General features: G+C 67.7%; 15 protein-coding genes. 8 read left to right on the top strand and 7 right to left on the bottom strand.

The genetic code is table 11. The features are described from left to right. Window positions 1-19: 19 nt before the first annotated feature. From ACYP5B_RS42450 to ACYP5B_RS42440, 3 genes are all read right to left on the bottom strand, one after another. Window positions 20-1,366 carry an LLM class flavin-dependent oxidoreductase gene (locus tag ACYP5B_RS42450; RefSeq protein WP_459573599.1) on the bottom strand — a complete coding sequence of 449 codons (1,347 nt, stop codon included), beginning with the start codon at window positions 1,364-1,366 and terminating at the stop codon, window positions 20-22. Beyond that, window positions 1,363-2,610, bottom strand: a complete 1,248-nt coding sequence (locus tag ACYP5B_RS42445) for an acyl-CoA dehydrogenase family protein (RefSeq protein ID WP_459573597.1) — start codon at window positions 2,608-2,610, stop codon at window positions 1,363-1,365. Before ACYP5B_RS42445 ends, ACYP5B_RS42450 begins: the two co-directional genes overlap by 4 nt. Before the next feature lie 78 nt (window positions 2,611-2,688). Further along, complete coding sequence (locus tag ACYP5B_RS42440) at window positions 2,689-3,876, bottom strand: acyl-CoA dehydrogenase family protein (RefSeq protein WP_459573596.1); 1,188 nt, start codon at window positions 3,874-3,876, stop codon at window positions 2,689-2,691. Between the two features lie 429 nt (window positions 3,877-4,305). On the opposite strand from ACYP5B_RS42440, the gene ACYP5B_RS42435 reads away from it, so the two are divergent. Further along, the gene (locus ACYP5B_RS42435) at window positions 4,306-4,641 is read left to right on the top strand and encodes a helix-turn-helix domain-containing protein (RefSeq protein ID WP_459573595.1); all 336 of its coding nucleotides are present in this window, start codon (window positions 4,306-4,308) and stop codon (window positions 4,639-4,641) included. 69 nt (window positions 4,642-4,710) lie between these two features. Here the strand turns inward: ACYP5B_RS42435 and ACYP5B_RS42430 are convergent, their stop codons facing one another. Both ACYP5B_RS42430 and ACYP5B_RS42425 read right to left on the bottom strand, forming a co-directional pair. Continuing rightward, on the bottom strand, window positions 4,711-5,154 hold the full coding sequence (locus tag ACYP5B_RS42430; protein WP_400091231.1) for a VOC family protein: 444 nt from the start codon (window positions 5,152-5,154) through the stop codon (window positions 4,711-4,713). A gap of 153 nt (window positions 5,155-5,307) precedes the next feature. Then, complete coding sequence (locus tag ACYP5B_RS42425; protein ID WP_459573594.1) at window positions 5,308-6,024, bottom strand: SGNH/GDSL hydrolase family protein; 717 nt, start codon at window positions 6,022-6,024, stop codon at window positions 5,308-5,310. A gap of 81 nt (window positions 6,025-6,105) precedes the next feature. Between ACYP5B_RS42425 and ACYP5B_RS42420 the strand changes: the two genes are divergently transcribed. Continuing rightward, the gene (locus ACYP5B_RS42420; protein ID WP_400091236.1) at window positions 6,106-6,576 is read left to right on the top strand and encodes an SRPBCC family protein; all 471 of its coding nucleotides are present in this window, start codon (window positions 6,106-6,108) and stop codon (window positions 6,574-6,576) included. Further along, complete coding sequence (locus tag ACYP5B_RS42415; protein ID WP_400091238.1) at window positions 6,573-8,042, top strand: DHA2 family efflux MFS transporter permease subunit; 1,470 nt, start codon at window positions 6,573-6,575, stop codon at window positions 8,040-8,042. Before ACYP5B_RS42420 ends, ACYP5B_RS42415 begins: the two co-directional genes overlap by 4 nt. Before the next feature lie 39 nt (window positions 8,043-8,081). Here ACYP5B_RS42415 and ACYP5B_RS42410 read toward each other — a convergent pair whose 3' ends face one another. Then, entirely contained in the window at window positions 8,082-8,351 is a 270-nt protein-coding gene (locus tag ACYP5B_RS42410; RefSeq protein WP_400091240.1) for an acyl-CoA-binding protein, read from the bottom strand. 195 nt (window positions 8,352-8,546) lie between these two features. On the opposite strand from ACYP5B_RS42410, the gene tsaB reads away from it, so the two are divergent. The 4 genes from tsaB to ACYP5B_RS42390 all read left to right on the top strand — a co-directional run bounded on the left by tsaB (window position 8,547) and on the right by ACYP5B_RS42390 (window position 11,980). Further along, window positions 8,547-9,314: a tRNA (adenosine(37)-N6)-threonylcarbamoyltransferase complex dimerization subunit type 1 TsaB gene (gene tsaB, locus ACYP5B_RS42405; protein WP_400091242.1), complete on the top strand. Its 768-nt coding sequence runs from the start codon at window positions 8,547-8,549 to the stop codon at window positions 9,312-9,314. Between the two features lie 101 nt (window positions 9,315-9,415). Then, on the top strand, window positions 9,416-9,901 hold the full coding sequence (gene rimI / locus ACYP5B_RS42400) for a ribosomal protein S18-alanine N-acetyltransferase (RefSeq protein ID WP_400091308.1): 486 nt from the start codon (window positions 9,416-9,418) through the stop codon (window positions 9,899-9,901). Next, window positions 9,898-10,839, top strand: coding sequence for a uracil-DNA glycosylase (locus ACYP5B_RS42395; protein ID WP_459573593.1), 942 nt, complete (start codon window positions 9,898-9,900; stop codon window positions 10,837-10,839). The genes rimI and ACYP5B_RS42395 overlap by 4 nt, the downstream gene beginning before the upstream one ends. Next, window positions 10,814-11,980: a DUF1853 family protein gene (locus ACYP5B_RS42390; protein WP_459573592.1), complete on the top strand. Its 1,167-nt coding sequence runs from the start codon at window positions 10,814-10,816 to the stop codon at window positions 11,978-11,980. The genes ACYP5B_RS42395 and ACYP5B_RS42390 overlap by 26 nt, the downstream gene beginning before the upstream one ends. 24 nt (window positions 11,981-12,004) lie before the next feature. Here the strand turns inward: ACYP5B_RS42390 and lplT are convergent, their stop codons facing one another. Beyond that, window positions 12,005-13,324 carry a lysophospholipid transporter LplT gene (gene lplT / locus ACYP5B_RS42385; protein ID WP_400091246.1) on the bottom strand — a complete coding sequence of 440 codons (1,320 nt, stop codon included), beginning with the start codon at window positions 13,322-13,324 and terminating at the stop codon, window positions 12,005-12,007. Between the two features lie 450 nt (window positions 13,325-13,774). Between lplT and alr the strand changes: the two genes are divergently transcribed. Continuing rightward, window positions 13,775-14,890, top strand: a complete 1,116-nt coding sequence (alr, locus tag ACYP5B_RS42380; protein ID WP_400091247.1) for an alanine racemase — start codon at window positions 13,775-13,777, stop codon at window positions 14,888-14,890. The last annotated feature ends 68 nt before the right edge of the window (window positions 14,891-14,958 follow it).

Genomic DNA, 14,958 nt, shown 5'->3' with positions numbered 1-14,958 from the left:
TTGCTTGGATCAGGGGATATCAGGCGGCCTTGCGAGCGCTTTGCCGGCCCTGTGGCCGTGCCAGCCCCAGGTGCTCGCGCAGCGTGCTGCCTTCGTACTCCGTGCGGAAGATGCCGCGCCGTTGCAGGATCGGCACCACGCCGTCGACAAAGTCCTGCAGCCCGTCGGGCAGCGCATCCGGCATCAGGTTGAAGCCATCCGCCGCGCCATGCCGGAACCAGTGCTCGATGTCGTCGGCGATTTGCTCAGGCGTGCCCACGATCACGCGATGCCCGCCGCCGCCCGCCAGCTCGCGGATCAGTTCGCGCACGGTGTAGCCATGGCGCCGCGCCAGCGCCAGCGTGGCGTTGAAGAAGGTGTGGTTGCCATTGCCGTTGGCGGGCAGGACAAGGTGGTCCGGCAGCCGCTCGTCCAGCTTCAGGCGGTCCGGCGTAATGCCCAGCGTGCCGGCCAGCCGCGCCAGGCTATAGTCCCAGGGAATCAGGTCGATCAGCGCGTCGCGCCGCTGGCGTGCCTGCGCTTCGGTGGCGCCGATGATGGTGGTCAGGCCCGCCAGCACCCGCACGGCGTCGGGCCCGCGCCCGAGCGCCTGCGCGCGCGCTTTCAGCTCGCGCCCGTAGGCCAGCGATTCCTCGAAGGATTGCGACGCCGAGAACACGGCCTCGGCATGGCGTGCGGCCAGCTCGCGCCCGTCGGCGGAGCCGCCGGCCTGCACCAGCACCGGATGGCCTTGCGGCGAGCGCGGCAGGTTGAGCGGCCCCTGCACGCTGAAATGCTCGCCATGGTGCGCGATCGGCTGCACCTTGGCGGTGTCGACGAAGCGGCCCGATGCCTTGTCGCCGATAAAGGCGTCGTCCTCCCAGCTGTCCCACAGCGCCTTGACGACCGTGGTGAACTCGGATGCGCGCGCATACCGCTGCGCGTGGTCCGGTGCCGCATCGCGCCCGAAGTTGCGCGCCGAGGGCACATCGGCCGTGGTGACCACGTTCCAGCCGGCGCGCCCCGCGCTCACATGGTCCAGCGTGGCAAAGCGACGCGCGATGTTGTAGGGCTCGTTGTAGCTGGTGGACGCCGTGCCGACCAGGCCGATATGCGTGGTCGCCGCCGCGATGCAGGCCAGCAGCACCGTCGGCTCCAGCGCGGGGATCGGGCGGAAATGGATCTGGTCGACGATGGCGGCGTTGTCCGCCAGGAACACCGCGTCGAGCTTGCTGGCTTCGGCAATCTGCGCCACGCGGATGTAGTGCCGCACGTCGGTAAAGGCGGTGGGATCGCTCTCGGGCAGCCGCCAGGCCGACGGCACGAAGCCCGAGTGCAGGATGTTGATATTGAGGTGGAGCTGGCGCGCTCGGTTCGATGCACTCATTGGTAGGTCCCCGGTTCGGGATGGCCTTCGCCCAGCACCCAGCGGCCGACGTTGCGGGTCTTGTACTCGGACGGGTTGTGCAGGGTATGGATGCGCACGTTGCGCCAGAAGCGGTCCAGGCCGGTCTTGCGCACCGCCGAGCGTGCGCCGGTGACCTCGAAGATCTCGCTGGAGACCTGCAGCGCGACCTCGCCAGCCAGCACGTTGGCCGCCGCGATGGCCACGGCCGCTGCGCCGCGTTCCTCGGCGGCGAGCGCTTCTCCGCGCGCAATCACGCCGTCGAGCGCAAGCAGCGCGCGGTCGGCCAGCGCGGTGGCGGCCTGGGTCTTGACCCAGAGCTCGCCGTATTGCCGGCGCACCCACGGGTCGTCGACATGGCGCTCCACGCCCGAGTGGATCCACGGGCGCGACTGATGCACCGTGTATTCGCGCCCCGCGCGCAGCGCGCCCTGCGCCGTGCCGATAAACACATTGAGCAGCACGCTTTGCTGCTGCAGCGGCGTGACCGTGCGGTAGGGCTCGGCCGGCGCGCCGGTGGGGTTCAACGGCACTGGCTGGCCGAGCACTTCGCTCTCGTGCACGCGCACACCCCGGTAGGTGACGCGGCCGCTGCCGGTCTGGCGCTGGCCGATGCCGTCCCAGTCGTCCTCGATCACGATGCCTTGGCGGTCCGCGGGAATCGCGGCAAAGCGGCGCTCGCCGCTGTCGGCGTCTTCCCAGGCAATCGCCAGGAAGTCGGCCACATGCGAACCGGAAGTGAAGGGGCGATAGCCGTCCAGCACGAACCATTCGCCTTCGCGCCGGCCAAACAGGCTCTTGGAAAGGCTGTTCGCCGTGTTGCCCCAGAACCAGTTGCCCTCGGCCGAGCGGCGCCACAGGCTCAAGGCCTTCTGCGGCGCGTTGCGCAAGCGCGGGCTCAGCAGGCTGCTGTAGTGATAGCCGAACAGATGGCCGAGCGAGCCATCCACCTGCGCGAACAGGCGCGTGATGCGCAGCACGGTCGACCAGGTTTCGCCCTGGCCGCCGATTTCGTGTGGCAGCAGCAGCGCAAGCAGGCCGTGCTCCTTGAGCAAGCGAATCTGCTCCGCCGGTTTCCCGCCGGCCTGGTCGCGGGCGATGGCGTCTTCGGCGAAGCGATCGCGCAGTGCGACGGCGCGGGCGATGAATGGGTTGCTGGTATCGGGCTCGAACAGCGTGGGCGCTGATTCAGCCTGTGCGTGGAGATAGGCGACGTTGGCGGTCATGATGGGGTCTCGGTCGGTAGCCGTAATCGAATGTTGGGCGCGCAGGCCAGCAGTCGCGGCTCATGGTGTTCGGCGGGTTCAGCGATAGATGGCAGGCGAGGGGAATTCGCCCGTGAGCAACCATGTGCCCACCGTGCGTTTCTTGTACTCGGCCGGGTTGTGCAGCGTGTGGGTGCGCACGTTGCGCCAGAAGCGGTCGAAGCCATTGGCGTTGGTGGCAGAACGCGCGCCCATCACCTCGAAGATCTCGTTCGATACGGCCAGTCCGGTCTCCCCGGCGTACAGGTTGGCGGTAGCCAGCTCGATGGCTACCGGCCCGCGCTGCGCCAGCGTCAGCGCCTGTCCGTAGCCATAGATCGCATCCAGGCTGCGCGCCGCCTGGTCGGCCAGCTCGGTCGCCGCCAAGGTGCGGATGGCGAGCTCACCGTATTTGCGCTGGATCCACGGATCATCGACATGGCGCTCCACGCCCGAGTGGATCCACGGACGCGATTGCGTGGCGGTGTAGGCGCGGCCTTCGTCCAGCGCGCCCTGTGCCGTGCCGACGAACACATTGAGCAGCACGCTTTGCTGCAACAGCGTGGTGAGCGATGCGAAAGGGGTGAGCGGATCGTCAGGCTTGCCAAGCAGCTCGTCGTCGCGCACCAGCACGCCGTTGAACGTCACGGTGCCGCTGCCGGTCTGGCGCTGGCCGATGCCGTCCCAGTCATCCTCGACCACGATGCCCGCGCGATCCGCCGGCACCACGCCCATCAGGCGCTGGCCGAGCGCATTCTCCCAGGCAAGCTGGATCACGTCCGCCACATGGCTGCCGCTGGAGAAGGGCCGGAATCCCGTGACCAGCCAGCCATCGTTGCTGGGCGCGCGCTGCGCGCTGGACGTTTTCGACAGCGCATTGCCCGAGTTGCTCCACAGCCATTGCTCCTTGGCAGCGGCGCGCAGCCAGCGCTCCTGCTGCGCGGGCGTGCCGCGCGCCTGCACGGCGTGCACGGGCAGATGGTGGTAGCCGAACAGGTGGGCCAGCGAGCCATCGGTACGCGCGAATTCCCGCACCACGCGCAGCAGCGACAGCCATGAGGCACCGCCCCCGCCGTACGCCGTGGGAATGCCGGCTGAGAGCAGGCCGCTTTCCTTGAGCAAGCGGATTGGTTCGATGGGCCGGCCGCCAGCCTTGTCGCGGGCGACGGCATCGGTATGGAAGGCCTCGCGCAGCACCACTGCGCGGGCGACGAAGGGATCGCTCAGATCCGGACCGAAGTTGGGCATGCCGGGTTGTCTTCTCAATGTTGCACCCGAGACACGATAGAACAAGGTTGTCGCGCCACCAACGAAGCAAACCGCGCTTGCATATCCACTTTTGTGGATGGCCGTTCGCCGCATCACTGCGCGCAGAAATTTCCCTGCGCCAATTCAGACGGCGCCCACGCCCTGTGCCGCGGTCCCACGGAACAATGCATCCGTCTCTACTCCCACGACCTGATTTTGCAAACATTGAATCCGGACCCCGGCCCGACGCCGCGCGCAGCCGTGGCGCATGGCGGCTTGCCGACCTGCAAGGCCGCGAGCTGACCCTGGCGCAACTGCAGGAGGCCGCGCAGCGGATTCCAAGCGCGGGATTGCGACACCGAGAGAAGAGATGGACATCATTCGCGCCAGGCTGAATGTGGCAGAGGCGCACGCAAAGGAGCTAGAGGCATGGCAAAGCGCACGATTGACGGCATCGAGATCGAAACGGGCTCCGGCAATGTCTTTGCCGACCTGGGCCTGCCCGATACCGAGAAACTCAAGATCAAATCCGGCCTCGTGATCGAGATCGCGCGCGCCGTGCGTCGCCTCGGGCTGACCCAGGAAGAAGCGGGGCGCCGGATGGGCATTGCGCAGCCGAAGGTGTCGAGCATGCTGCGAGGTGACTTCGCCAATTTGTCCGAACGCAAATTGATGGAGTGCCTTACCCGGCTGGGTTACGACATCGAAATCAAAGTCACGCTTGCGGCAGAGCCGGTAGGGCATTTGACGCTTGCACTCGCATAAGGCACTCGCATCAGGCACTCGCATAAGGCGCGGGCGTTGCCTGGGCGGCAATGCCCGGCGCACGTCAGGCTACCGGTCCTGCAACACGGCCTCCCTGGCTTGCTCTCCCGCCTCGGCCGGGCCATAGCCTTCACCCTTCCACTCGATAAAGCACAGCCCATGGCCAAAAGGGTCGGACAGCATCGCCTGCCGCCCCCAGGCGAAATCCTGCGGCCAGTCCTCCAGTTCGGCACCGGCTTCCAGCGCGCGTTCCACTGCGCTTTCCAGGTCCTCCACCACAAAGTCGAGATGCACCGGCGTCCAGTGCCGGCGATAGTCGCGCCGGCCATCGGCGCGCGTGCTGGGCCTGGTGCCCTGCGCCTTGGCCAGCAGGTAGATCGGTGCGCTGCCGCCCAGCATTTCCGCCACGGAGCCGTCGAACAGCTTGCGCGCCAGGCGCAGCCCGAGGCCGTGCTGGTAGAAGCCGATGCCGTGCGCGAGGTCGTCGACGTCGATATTGATCAGCAATTGCATCGCAGTCTCCTGCTTGAAATGGGGGCGGAGCCCGCATGGAAGCATCACGCCCGAAGAACGGGATTGTGCGCCGGCCCTCCTGACAAGTACTGTCAGGAGTGTTGTACTCGGCGCCTGTGATGCGCAAGGCTGAAAGCGGTGCCGGCGAGGGCTTCAGGCGCGCATTGGCACCAGCAAGGCATTGACCACGGGCACCAGCGCATCGCCCAGCGCGATATGGTCGGCGGCGTCCAGGTGCACGCCGTCGACTTCGCTGCTGTGGATCACCGTGCCAGTGTCGAAACAGTCGCATCCGCGCGCGCGGCAGACTTCCTGGAAGGCTTGCGCCAGCCCCACGCATTTGTGCTCGCCACCGGCAAATTTCGGCGCCAGCGGCCCGCGCGGCGTGGTGATGGGCGGGGGCACCAGCACCAGCACCGGCGGTACGGGCATGCCGGGCTCGATCGGCGCGCCGCGGATGGTGTCGAGCAGGGCGCCGATGCCTTGCGCGGCGTGCCAGGCGTGATGCGGGTGCATGGACTGGAAATCGTTGCTGCCGAGCATCAGGATCACCAGTGCCAGCGGCGAGTGCATCTCGATGCGCTGCGCCAGGCCCTGGATGCCGTTGCGGCCCGGCTTGAAGGGATCGTCCCAGACCGTGCGGCGGCCGTTGAGGCAGTCTTCCAGTATGCGCACCGGGCGTTGCCCTTCGGCGATCGCGCCGTTCAGGGCGAGTTCCAGGCGGCCGGGCCAGCGCACCGGCCAGGGAAGGCGCTGTCGCGTGCCCGGCACGATGCCCCAGGATAGCGAGTCGGCGTAGACAAGTACCTGCAGCGGGTCGACGGCGCAAAGGGTGTCGGATCGGGTGACGGGAGACGGCAGGGCGCTCATGGGCGGGCTCCGGGAAAGTTTGCTGCGGACCTTGGCACAGACCTTCATAATATCGGCTAACAATAGATCGGGAGAGTTAAGTTGCGTTTCGAGCACCTGGTGGAGATCAACGATCCACAAAATATCCAGTTGGACACGCTCACGCCGGAGCAGCTCTGGCAAGGGCTGGTGCTGCGCAGTGCCGAGCCCGAGCTGTTTGTGATGGGGCTGGACCGCGCGGAGATCGTGGAGCGGGGCGACGACTGGGTCGAGCGCAAGCTGCATTTCGGCAAGGCCACGATCCGCGACCGCGTCGTTTTCGAGCAGCGCCGTGTCGTGCGCTATGAAACCGCCCCCACCGACGAGCACGCCGGCGGCACCCTGACCATGGCGATCGAGACGCCGGGACCGGGCGCGTTGCTGCTACGCTTTGTCTACGAAACCACCATGCCCACGGTGGACGACAGCGGCGATGACCGCTTCGCCGAAATCGTCAAGTCGGCCTATCACGAGGCCGACCTCGACACCGTGCGCAAGATCCGCGAACTGGCCGCCCTCGGACGGCTGGGGTGAGCGGGCAGCCCTCGTCGCCTGCCGCCGGCAGGCAGCCGGGCGGCCCGACCCGTGAGTCGCTGCGGGCGCGCTATGGCAGCCGTCATCGCTGGCTGGTGCTGCTGACGCTGATGCTGGGCACGGTCTCCTCGATCGTGTCGTCGACCATCGTCAACGTGGCCATTCCCGACCTGAGCCGGCATTTCGTGCTGGGGCAGGACAGCGCGCAATGGGTGGCGGCCAGCTTCATGATCGCCATGACGCTGTCGATGCTGCTCACGCCGTGGCTGCTTAACCGTTACGGCCTGCGCCGCACCTTCATGGGCAGCCTGCTGCTGCTGGGCACGGGCGGGATGGTCGGCGGATTCTCGCCGACCTATGGCGTGATGATCGCCATGCGGGTGGCCGAGGGCATTGCGGCGGGGATCCTGCAGCCGCTGCCCAATATCCTGATCCTGCGGGTGTTCGAGGAGCGCGAGCAGGGCAAGGCGATCAGCATGTTCGGCTTTGGCGTGGTGCTGGCGCCGGCGCTGGGGCCCAGCGTGGGCGGCTTCCTGGTGGAGGCCTTCGGCTGGCGCTCGATCTTCTTCGTGGTGGTGCCGCTGACGCTGATCGGGCTGTGGATGGCGCGCCGCTTCATGGCGGTGGACTCGGCCATGATGGGCGAGCGCAAGCCGCTCGACTGGCAGGGCCTGGGCCTGGCCGGCATTGCCACCGTGAGCCTGCTCAACGGGCTGGTGCAGATGCGCGAGAGCGTGCCCGCCGGGATGGCACTGGCTGGCTTTGGCGTGCTGATGCTGGTGGCGTTCGTGCTGTGGCAGTTGCGCGCGGCGCATCCGCTGATGAATATGCGCCTGTACAGCTACCGGCAGTTTTCGGCCGGGGCGGTGGTGGCGTTCATCTATGGCGCCGGGCTGTTCGGATCGACCTACCTGCTGCCCGTCTACATGCAGATGGCGCTGGCCTATACGCCGTCGCGCGCCGGGCTGGTGCTGCTGCCGGCCGGCATCGCGCTGGCCCTGACCATAGCGGCGGCGGGGCGGTTGACCAATCGCATCTCTGCGCACCTGCAGGTGTCCTTCGGGCTCGCGCTGCTGTCGGCCTCTTTCCTGCTGATGGCGATGGGGTCCCAGGCCACGCCTTACCTGCTGCTGGTGGGGTTTGCGGTGCTGGGGCGGATCGGGCTGGGCTGCATCCTGCCTTCGCTGACGCTGGGCTCGATGCGTGGCGTGGATTATTCGCTGATCGCGCAGGGTTCCAGTTGCATCAACTTCATCCGGCAACTGGGTGGCGCGATCGGGGTGAGCCTGGCGGGTGTAGGCCTGCAATGGCGGCTGGCCGCGCAGGGCGCGGTGCTGGGCGCCGACGGCGATCCGGCCGCGCGCATTCGCGCTTTCGACGAGACCTTCCTGGCGGTCGGCCTCGTCATTGCGACCGCCATCCTGGCGGCCTGGCGGATCCGGCCCAGGCCGCTGGCCGAAGCGTAAATCCGGGGGCCGGCGCAGGGCCGGCTACCCGATTTGGCTTCAGGCGGTGGCGCCGCTGCGCAGCTCTTCCACCAGCGCGATGTATTTTTCCTGCGCCTCTTCCTGGGCGGTGCCCTTGAGCGTTTCCCAGGCTTCGAACTTGTAGCGGCCGACGAAATCGGTCATGCCCGGCTTGTCGCCATGTGCGTCGCCCTCGCTGCCTTGCTTGAACAGCGCGTAGAGGCGCAGCAGGGTCATGTTGCTGGGGCGCTCGGTCAGTTGCTTGATGTCGATCTGGGCTTGGGCGAAGCGTGCCTGCAGGTCGCTCATGGGGTTCTCCTGGCTGGATGGGGGAAGCGTTCTGGATTCGGTGTTCGGGAAAAACCCGGCAGCCGCGATGATAGCGCCCGCGACCGCGCGTTTGAGCCGGAAGAAACCGAAGAACGCTTCAGTCCGGCGCGCCGGGGCGGGGTGTGCGCACCGCGCTAGTTCGGCTTTTGAGGTCGCTCCGGATACAATCTCGCCATGTCCTGGATTCTTGCAGTTGAAACCTCCACCGAGTGGTGTTCCGTGGCGCTCGGGCGCATTGCCGATGGCGGCGCCCTGGAGTGCCTGGTTCGTCATGAACACACCGGCCCGCGCTCGTCCTCCCGCGTGCTGCCGGCCGCCGGCGAGTTGCTCGCCGAGGCCGGCATTGCCCTGTCGGACTGTGCCGCCATCGCCTTTGGCGCGGGGCCAGGCTCCTTCACGGGCCTGCGCACCGCCTGCGGCGTCGCCCAGGGCCTGGCCTTTGGCGCCGACCTGCCGGTCATTCCCGTCAATTCGCTGATGGCCTGCGCCGAACGCGTGCGCCTGGGCGGGGAAGGCATGCCCGCGTTGCCGCCTGACGTATCGGTGCTGGTAGCGCTGGACGCCCGCATGGACGAAGCCTATGCAGGCGCGTTCCGGTGGGACGGCGCCGCGCAGGAGTGGCAGGCGGCGACCGACATGCAGGTGTGCCCGCCGGAGGCCGTCAGCCTGCCCCCCGGGCCGTTCTGGCTGGCGGGCAGTGCCGCTGCCGTGTTTGGCGAGCGCCTCAAGGCCACGGCGCTGGCATTGCACAGCGTGCCCGAGGCCTTGCCCGCGGCGCCGGCCCTGGTATCGATTGCCCTGCGCGCGCTGGCCCGCAATGAAACCGTCGCGGCGGCCGATGCCAGGCCGATCTACCTGCGCGACAAGGTGGCCCAGACCATCGCCGAGCGCCAGGCCGTGGCGGCGCAGCGCGCTGCGCTGGCCGCGGGAGAGCAGCCGTGAGCGTCGAGCGCAACCAGCCACCGGGAAGCGGCGCGGCCAGTTCCGGCCGCGGCGCGGATGCCGCGTCCGGCGCCGGATACGAATGGCCTGAAGTGCCGGTGATGCCAAGCTTGCCGGCAGGCTGGAGCATCGGCCGCATGACGGCGCTGGATGTGGAAGCCGTGGCGCAGATCGAGGCCCGGGCCTACAGCCACCCATGGACGCGCGGCAACTTCGAGAATTCCGTCAAGGCCGGGCACATCGGCCTGACCTTGCGGGATAACGGGGGCGTGCTGATCGCCTACACGGTGCTGATGCCGGTCGTCGACGAGATGCACCTGCTCAATATCACCGTGGACCCGGAGCGCCAGCGTGGCGGCCTTGGCCGGCTGCTGCTGGCCGCTGCCATGGCTACCTCGCACGCGCACCATCTCCACACCATGCTGCTCGAAGTGCGGCCTTCCAACGTGGGCGCCATCGAGCTGTACCGGCAGGCAGGCTTTGCCGAGATCGGCCGGCGCAAGGGCTATTACCCCGCAGCCGGCCAGGCGCGCGAGGATGCGCTTGTGCTGCGCCGTGCATGGGCACCCACGGAGGCCATGCCATGAGCCGCCGCGCCAGGTTCCTCGAAGTGCTCGGCATTGCCGATGAATGGGTGCTGCGCCGCGCGCCGGCCCTGCCGGAGGCCGTCGAGCCATCCGCGATGGCGGGGCTCGCCGACCCGAGCGCGGAAGTTACCGCCGTCCACGAAGACGCGGCTTCGCGCGAAGCGGCCCAGGCCGCGGTGACGCTTGCCGCCGTGGCCGACGCTCGCGTGAATGAGGCCCAGGCCGAAGCAGCGCCGTCCGCGTGGTCGGCGCAAGCCGATATGGACGCGGCAGCCCCGGCCCCGGCCCCGGCCCCGGCCGAAGTCGCCGTCGCGCGCATGCCGCCAGAGCCTGTGGCGGCGGATACCAGTACGCGCGAGGCCGTGATTGCCCGCCTGGACTGGGCCGCGCTCGAGCAGCGGGTCTGCGGCTGCACCGATTGCCAGTTGTGCGATGGCCGCACGCAGACCGTGTTTGGCGTGGGCGACCGCCAGGCCGAATGGATGCTGGTCGGCGAAGCCCCGGGCGAAAACGAGGACAAGCAGGGCGAGCCCTTCGTGGGCCAGGCCGGCAAGCTGCTTGACAATATGCTGGCCGCCGTCGGCCTGGCACGCGGGCGCAACGTGTTTATCGCCAACGTGCTGAAGTGCCGCCCGCCCGGCAACCGCAATCCCGAGCCGGAGGAGGTCGCGCAGTGCGAGCCTTACCTGCGCAGGCAGATCGCGCTGATCCAGCCCAAGCTGATCGTGGTGCTGGGGCGCTTTGCGGCTCAGTCACTGCTGCGCACCACCACGCCGATCGGCAAGCTGCGCGGCACCGTCCATAGCTACGAAGGCATTCCGGTGGTGGTGACCTACCACCCGGCCTACCTGTTGCGCACCTTGTCCGACAAGGCGCGTGCCTGGGAAGACCTGTGCCTGGCCCGCGAGGTACATGCCCGTGCGGGAGCCAAGGCCTGAGTTCACGCTAAGCCCCGGCGGCGCCATCGAGATGGCGCCGCTCTGGCGCCATGCCGCCTCGCAGCGCCTGCGCGAGCTCGCCTGGTGCTCGCTGTCGCCCCCGTTGCTGGCATTCCTGCCGACGGACGAGGCAGGCAATCCCATCATCAATGGCAACGCCCCCGGGCGTTCGCAAGCGGCGCTCGCGCGCTGGCCGGAAGGGGCGCTGGCCGCCTGGCAGCGTTGGCTGCCCGCTGCCGACCCCGCCGCGCTGCCCCCCACCATTGCCGAGCTCGCCGCAGGGCTGGAGCAGCAACGCGTGCGCGGCCCGTCGCCCGCGCCCAGCCTGCGGCTGGGCCGGCATGCGGAGCGCCTGCTGCAATTCACGCTGGAACACACTGAGGGGCTGGAGCTGCTCGCGGCGAACCTGCCGGTGCGCCGTGCCGGCGCGCACGGCGTGCAGACGCTGGGCGAGCTTGATTTTGTCTGGCGCGACGTGGACAGCGGCGCGACCGTGCACTGGGAGATGGCGGCCAAGTTCTACCTGCTGGTCGAACCCGCGGCGGATGGCGCGCCGCGCGGCGGCGGGGCCGGCGCTGCCGTGCTGGACCGCCATTGCTTCGTCGGCCCCAACCTGGTGGACCGCCTGGGCGACAAGCTCGAACATATCGTGCGCAGGCAGCTGCCGCTGTCACGCACCCCCGAGGCCCTGGCGCTGCTGGGTCGCCCGGTTGACCGCAGCGAGGTCTACCTGCTCGGCTGGCTGTTCTACCGGGACGGCGTGGTGCCGGCCGCCATCGGCAGCCTGGGCATCGCCCCGGATCACCTGCACGGATGGTGGTCCACCTTGCCGGACTGGCTGGCCTGGGCTGGCAAGCGCGAGGGCTCGCGCTGGTACCGGCTGCCGCGCTCGGCGTGGATGGCGCCGGCCAGGGTGGCCCAGGCGCACACGGAAACCGCCGATGCGATCCATGAGGCGCTGGCACTGCGTTTTGCGGAGACGCATCACGAGAAGAACTGGCGCCGGGAAGCGCCGGTGATGCTGTGCGAGGTGGAGCCGGCGGGGCAGCCCGGCGTGTGGCGGGAGCGTACCCGCGGGTTTGTGGTGCCGCCGGGCTGGGAGGAGCGGGCGCGCGAGCGCATCTCCTGGCCGGTAGGCTGACCTGGCCCGCGGGTCAAGCGATGCTTAGTGGTGCTTGTCCTCGCCGATCATGGCGAGCGAATTGAAGTTGCGCACGTTGTAGCGGTGCTGGCGCATTACCAGCAGCATGGTGACGCACACGAAGATGCCGAAGGCGACGATGACGATCCCGATCGGCACATTGAGCTTGATGAGCAGCGCGTACAGGCACAGCATCAGCAGCACCGAGACGTTCTCGTTGAAGTTCTGCACGGCGATCGAATGGCCGGCCGACAGCAGGACGTGCCCGCGGTGTTGCAACAGCGCGTTCATCGGCACCACGAAGTAGCCGGACATGCCTCCCACCAGCATCAGGAAGACGTAGGCGATCGCCATGTACAGCGGCATGTGCATGCCGAGCACATTCAGCGAAATGTCAGGCAGGCTGTTCTTGGTGTAGAAGGCCATCAGCATCACCACCACACCCATCGCCACGCCATACGGCAGCACCGACAGCGACTTGCGCAGCGGGATGCGCATGGCCGCCATCATCGCGCCTACCGCCACGCCCACCGCCACCACCGCTTGCAGCAGGGCGCCTTGCGACAGGTTCAGGCCGAGCGATTTTTCCGCCCACTTCAGCACGATGAACTGCAAGGTGGCGCCGGCGCCCCAGAACAGCGTGGTCACGGCCAGCGAAATCTGGCCGAGCTTGTCGCGCCACAGCGCGGTAAAGCAATCCGCGAACTCTGCGATCAGCTTGATCGGGTTCTTTTCCTGCTGCGGGTAGCGGGCCCCCGTCTCGGGGATGAACAGGTTGAACACGGCCGCGATTACGTAGAACAGCATGATCACCACCATGGCTGCCTCGGCCGGGGTGTGGATGCCAGTGTCGATGTAGGGAACATCGATGCCGAGCAGAAGCTTCGAAATGTGCACCGAGATCAACGCGCCGCCCACAACGGTGCCCAGAATGATCGAGCACACCGTCAGGCCTTCGATCCAGCCATTGGCGGCGACCAGTTTCTCGGGCGGCAGCAGCTCGGTGAGGATGCCGTACTTGGCGGGCGAGTACGCCGCTGCGCCGAACCCGACGATGCCGTAGGCCAGCAGCGGGTGCAACCCGAACATCATGATGGCGCACCCCGCTATCTTGATGGTGTTGGTGATGAACATCACCTTGCCCTTGGGCATCGAGTCGGCGAAGGCGCCCACGAAGGCGGCCAGTACGACGTAGGACAGCACGAAAAACAATTTGAGCAGCGGCGTCATCCACTGTGGGGAGTGCAACTCGGTCAGAAGGGCGATAGCGGCGATGAGTAACGCGTTGTCGGCCAGCGAAGAGAAGAACTGCGCGGCCATGATGGTATAAAAACCCTTCTTCATACTTTGGACTCTGACTCCATCGCTATCACCGTACATGTCAGGCTGCAGCGCGCCGCTAGGCGCTGTTATTGCCTGAAGGGAACCTGGGCCCGCGTCGTTGTCAAAATGATGCCCGGACCAGCCGTGGGATCGGTGCGCAGCCTGCCTGACTGTGTTCGACATATTGCATCACTTTTAAAACATGGCCGGAACGTCCGGCTTTATAACACGAAAATAAGGCGATTCCGAGCTTCCACGGGCCGCCGGTTGGACAGCGCAAGCGCGCAGCGATTCCCTAAATGTTTGGCCTAATGTGTTCAAATAACGTCTGCGCGACGCGCTGCGCGTACCGGGTCTTCCCGGATATGGTGCATCCAGGCGGCGGGAGTGGTCAGGCCAGCCAGCCAGGACTCCCGCCGATCCGCCGCGCCGCAAGCCCCTCGAAGCACTAGAAGCACTAGAAGCGATCTCATGCCAAGACCCATTCACGCCGTCATTCACCAACCGGCCCTGGCCAACAACCTGGACGTAGTGCGCCGTTGCGCACCCCAGTCGCGCGTCTGGGCCGTGATCAAGGCCAACGCTTATGGCCACGGCATCCGCCGTGCATTCGCCGGCCTGCGCGCCGCCGATGGCTTCGGCTTGCTCGACCTGAACGAAGCCGTGCTGCTGCGCGAGCTGGGCTGGCAGGGGCCGATCCTGTTACTAGAAGGTTTCTTCCAGCCGCAGGACGTCCCTTTGCTGGAGCAATACCGTCTCACCACCGCGGTGCATTGCGAGGAGCAGCTGCGCATGCTGGAAGTGGCGCGCCCCAAGGGGCCGCTGGGCATCCAGCTCAAGCTCAACACCGGCATGAACCGGCTGGGCTTCCGCCCGGAGCAGTACCGCACGGCGTGGGAGCGCGCGCGGACCCTGCCATGCGTAGGCAGCATCGTGCACATGACCCATTTCTCGGACGCCGACAGCGCGCGCGGCATCGCGCACCAGCTGGAAGTGTTCGACGCCGCCACCGCCAACTTGCCGGGCGAGGCCAGCTTGTCCAACTCGGCCGCCACGCTGTGGCATCCCCAGGCCCATCGCGCCTGGGTTCGTCCCGGGGTGGTGCTGTACGGTGCCTCGCCCTCGGGCGTCGCGGCCGATGTGGCCAGCTTCGGGCTGCAGCCGGCCATGTCGCTGCACAGCGAGCTGATTTCGGTGCAGGACCTGCAGCCGGGCGATACCGTCGGCTATGGCTCGCTGTTCAAGGCCGAGCGGCCGATGCGCATCGGCGTGGTGGCTTGTGGCTATGCCGATGGCTATCCGCGCCACGCCGCGGGCTGGGGCGACAAGCCGGCACCGGTGCTGGTCGATGGCGTGCGCACCCAGCTGGTGGGCCGGGTCTCCATGGACATGATCTGCGTCGACCTGACGCCTTGCCCGAAGGCCAAGGTGGGCAGCGCCGTGACCCTGTGGGGCCAGGGCTTGCCGATCGACGACGTCGCCATGGCCAGCGGCACCGTGGGCTATGAGCTGATGTGCGCGCTGGCGCCCCGGGTGCCCGTCACCGTGGCGACCCTGACCGCGCCGGAGCAGCCTGCGCTGGCCTGAGCGGCCATGCAAGGCAGGGGCCGGGACCTTCGTCCCGGCCGGCGACCGATTCCGAGCCCCGCCATTCC

It is taken from the genome of Cupriavidus sp. 8B, assembly GCF_054589115.1.
This window is presented reverse-complemented; position numbering and strand designations above follow the sequence as displayed.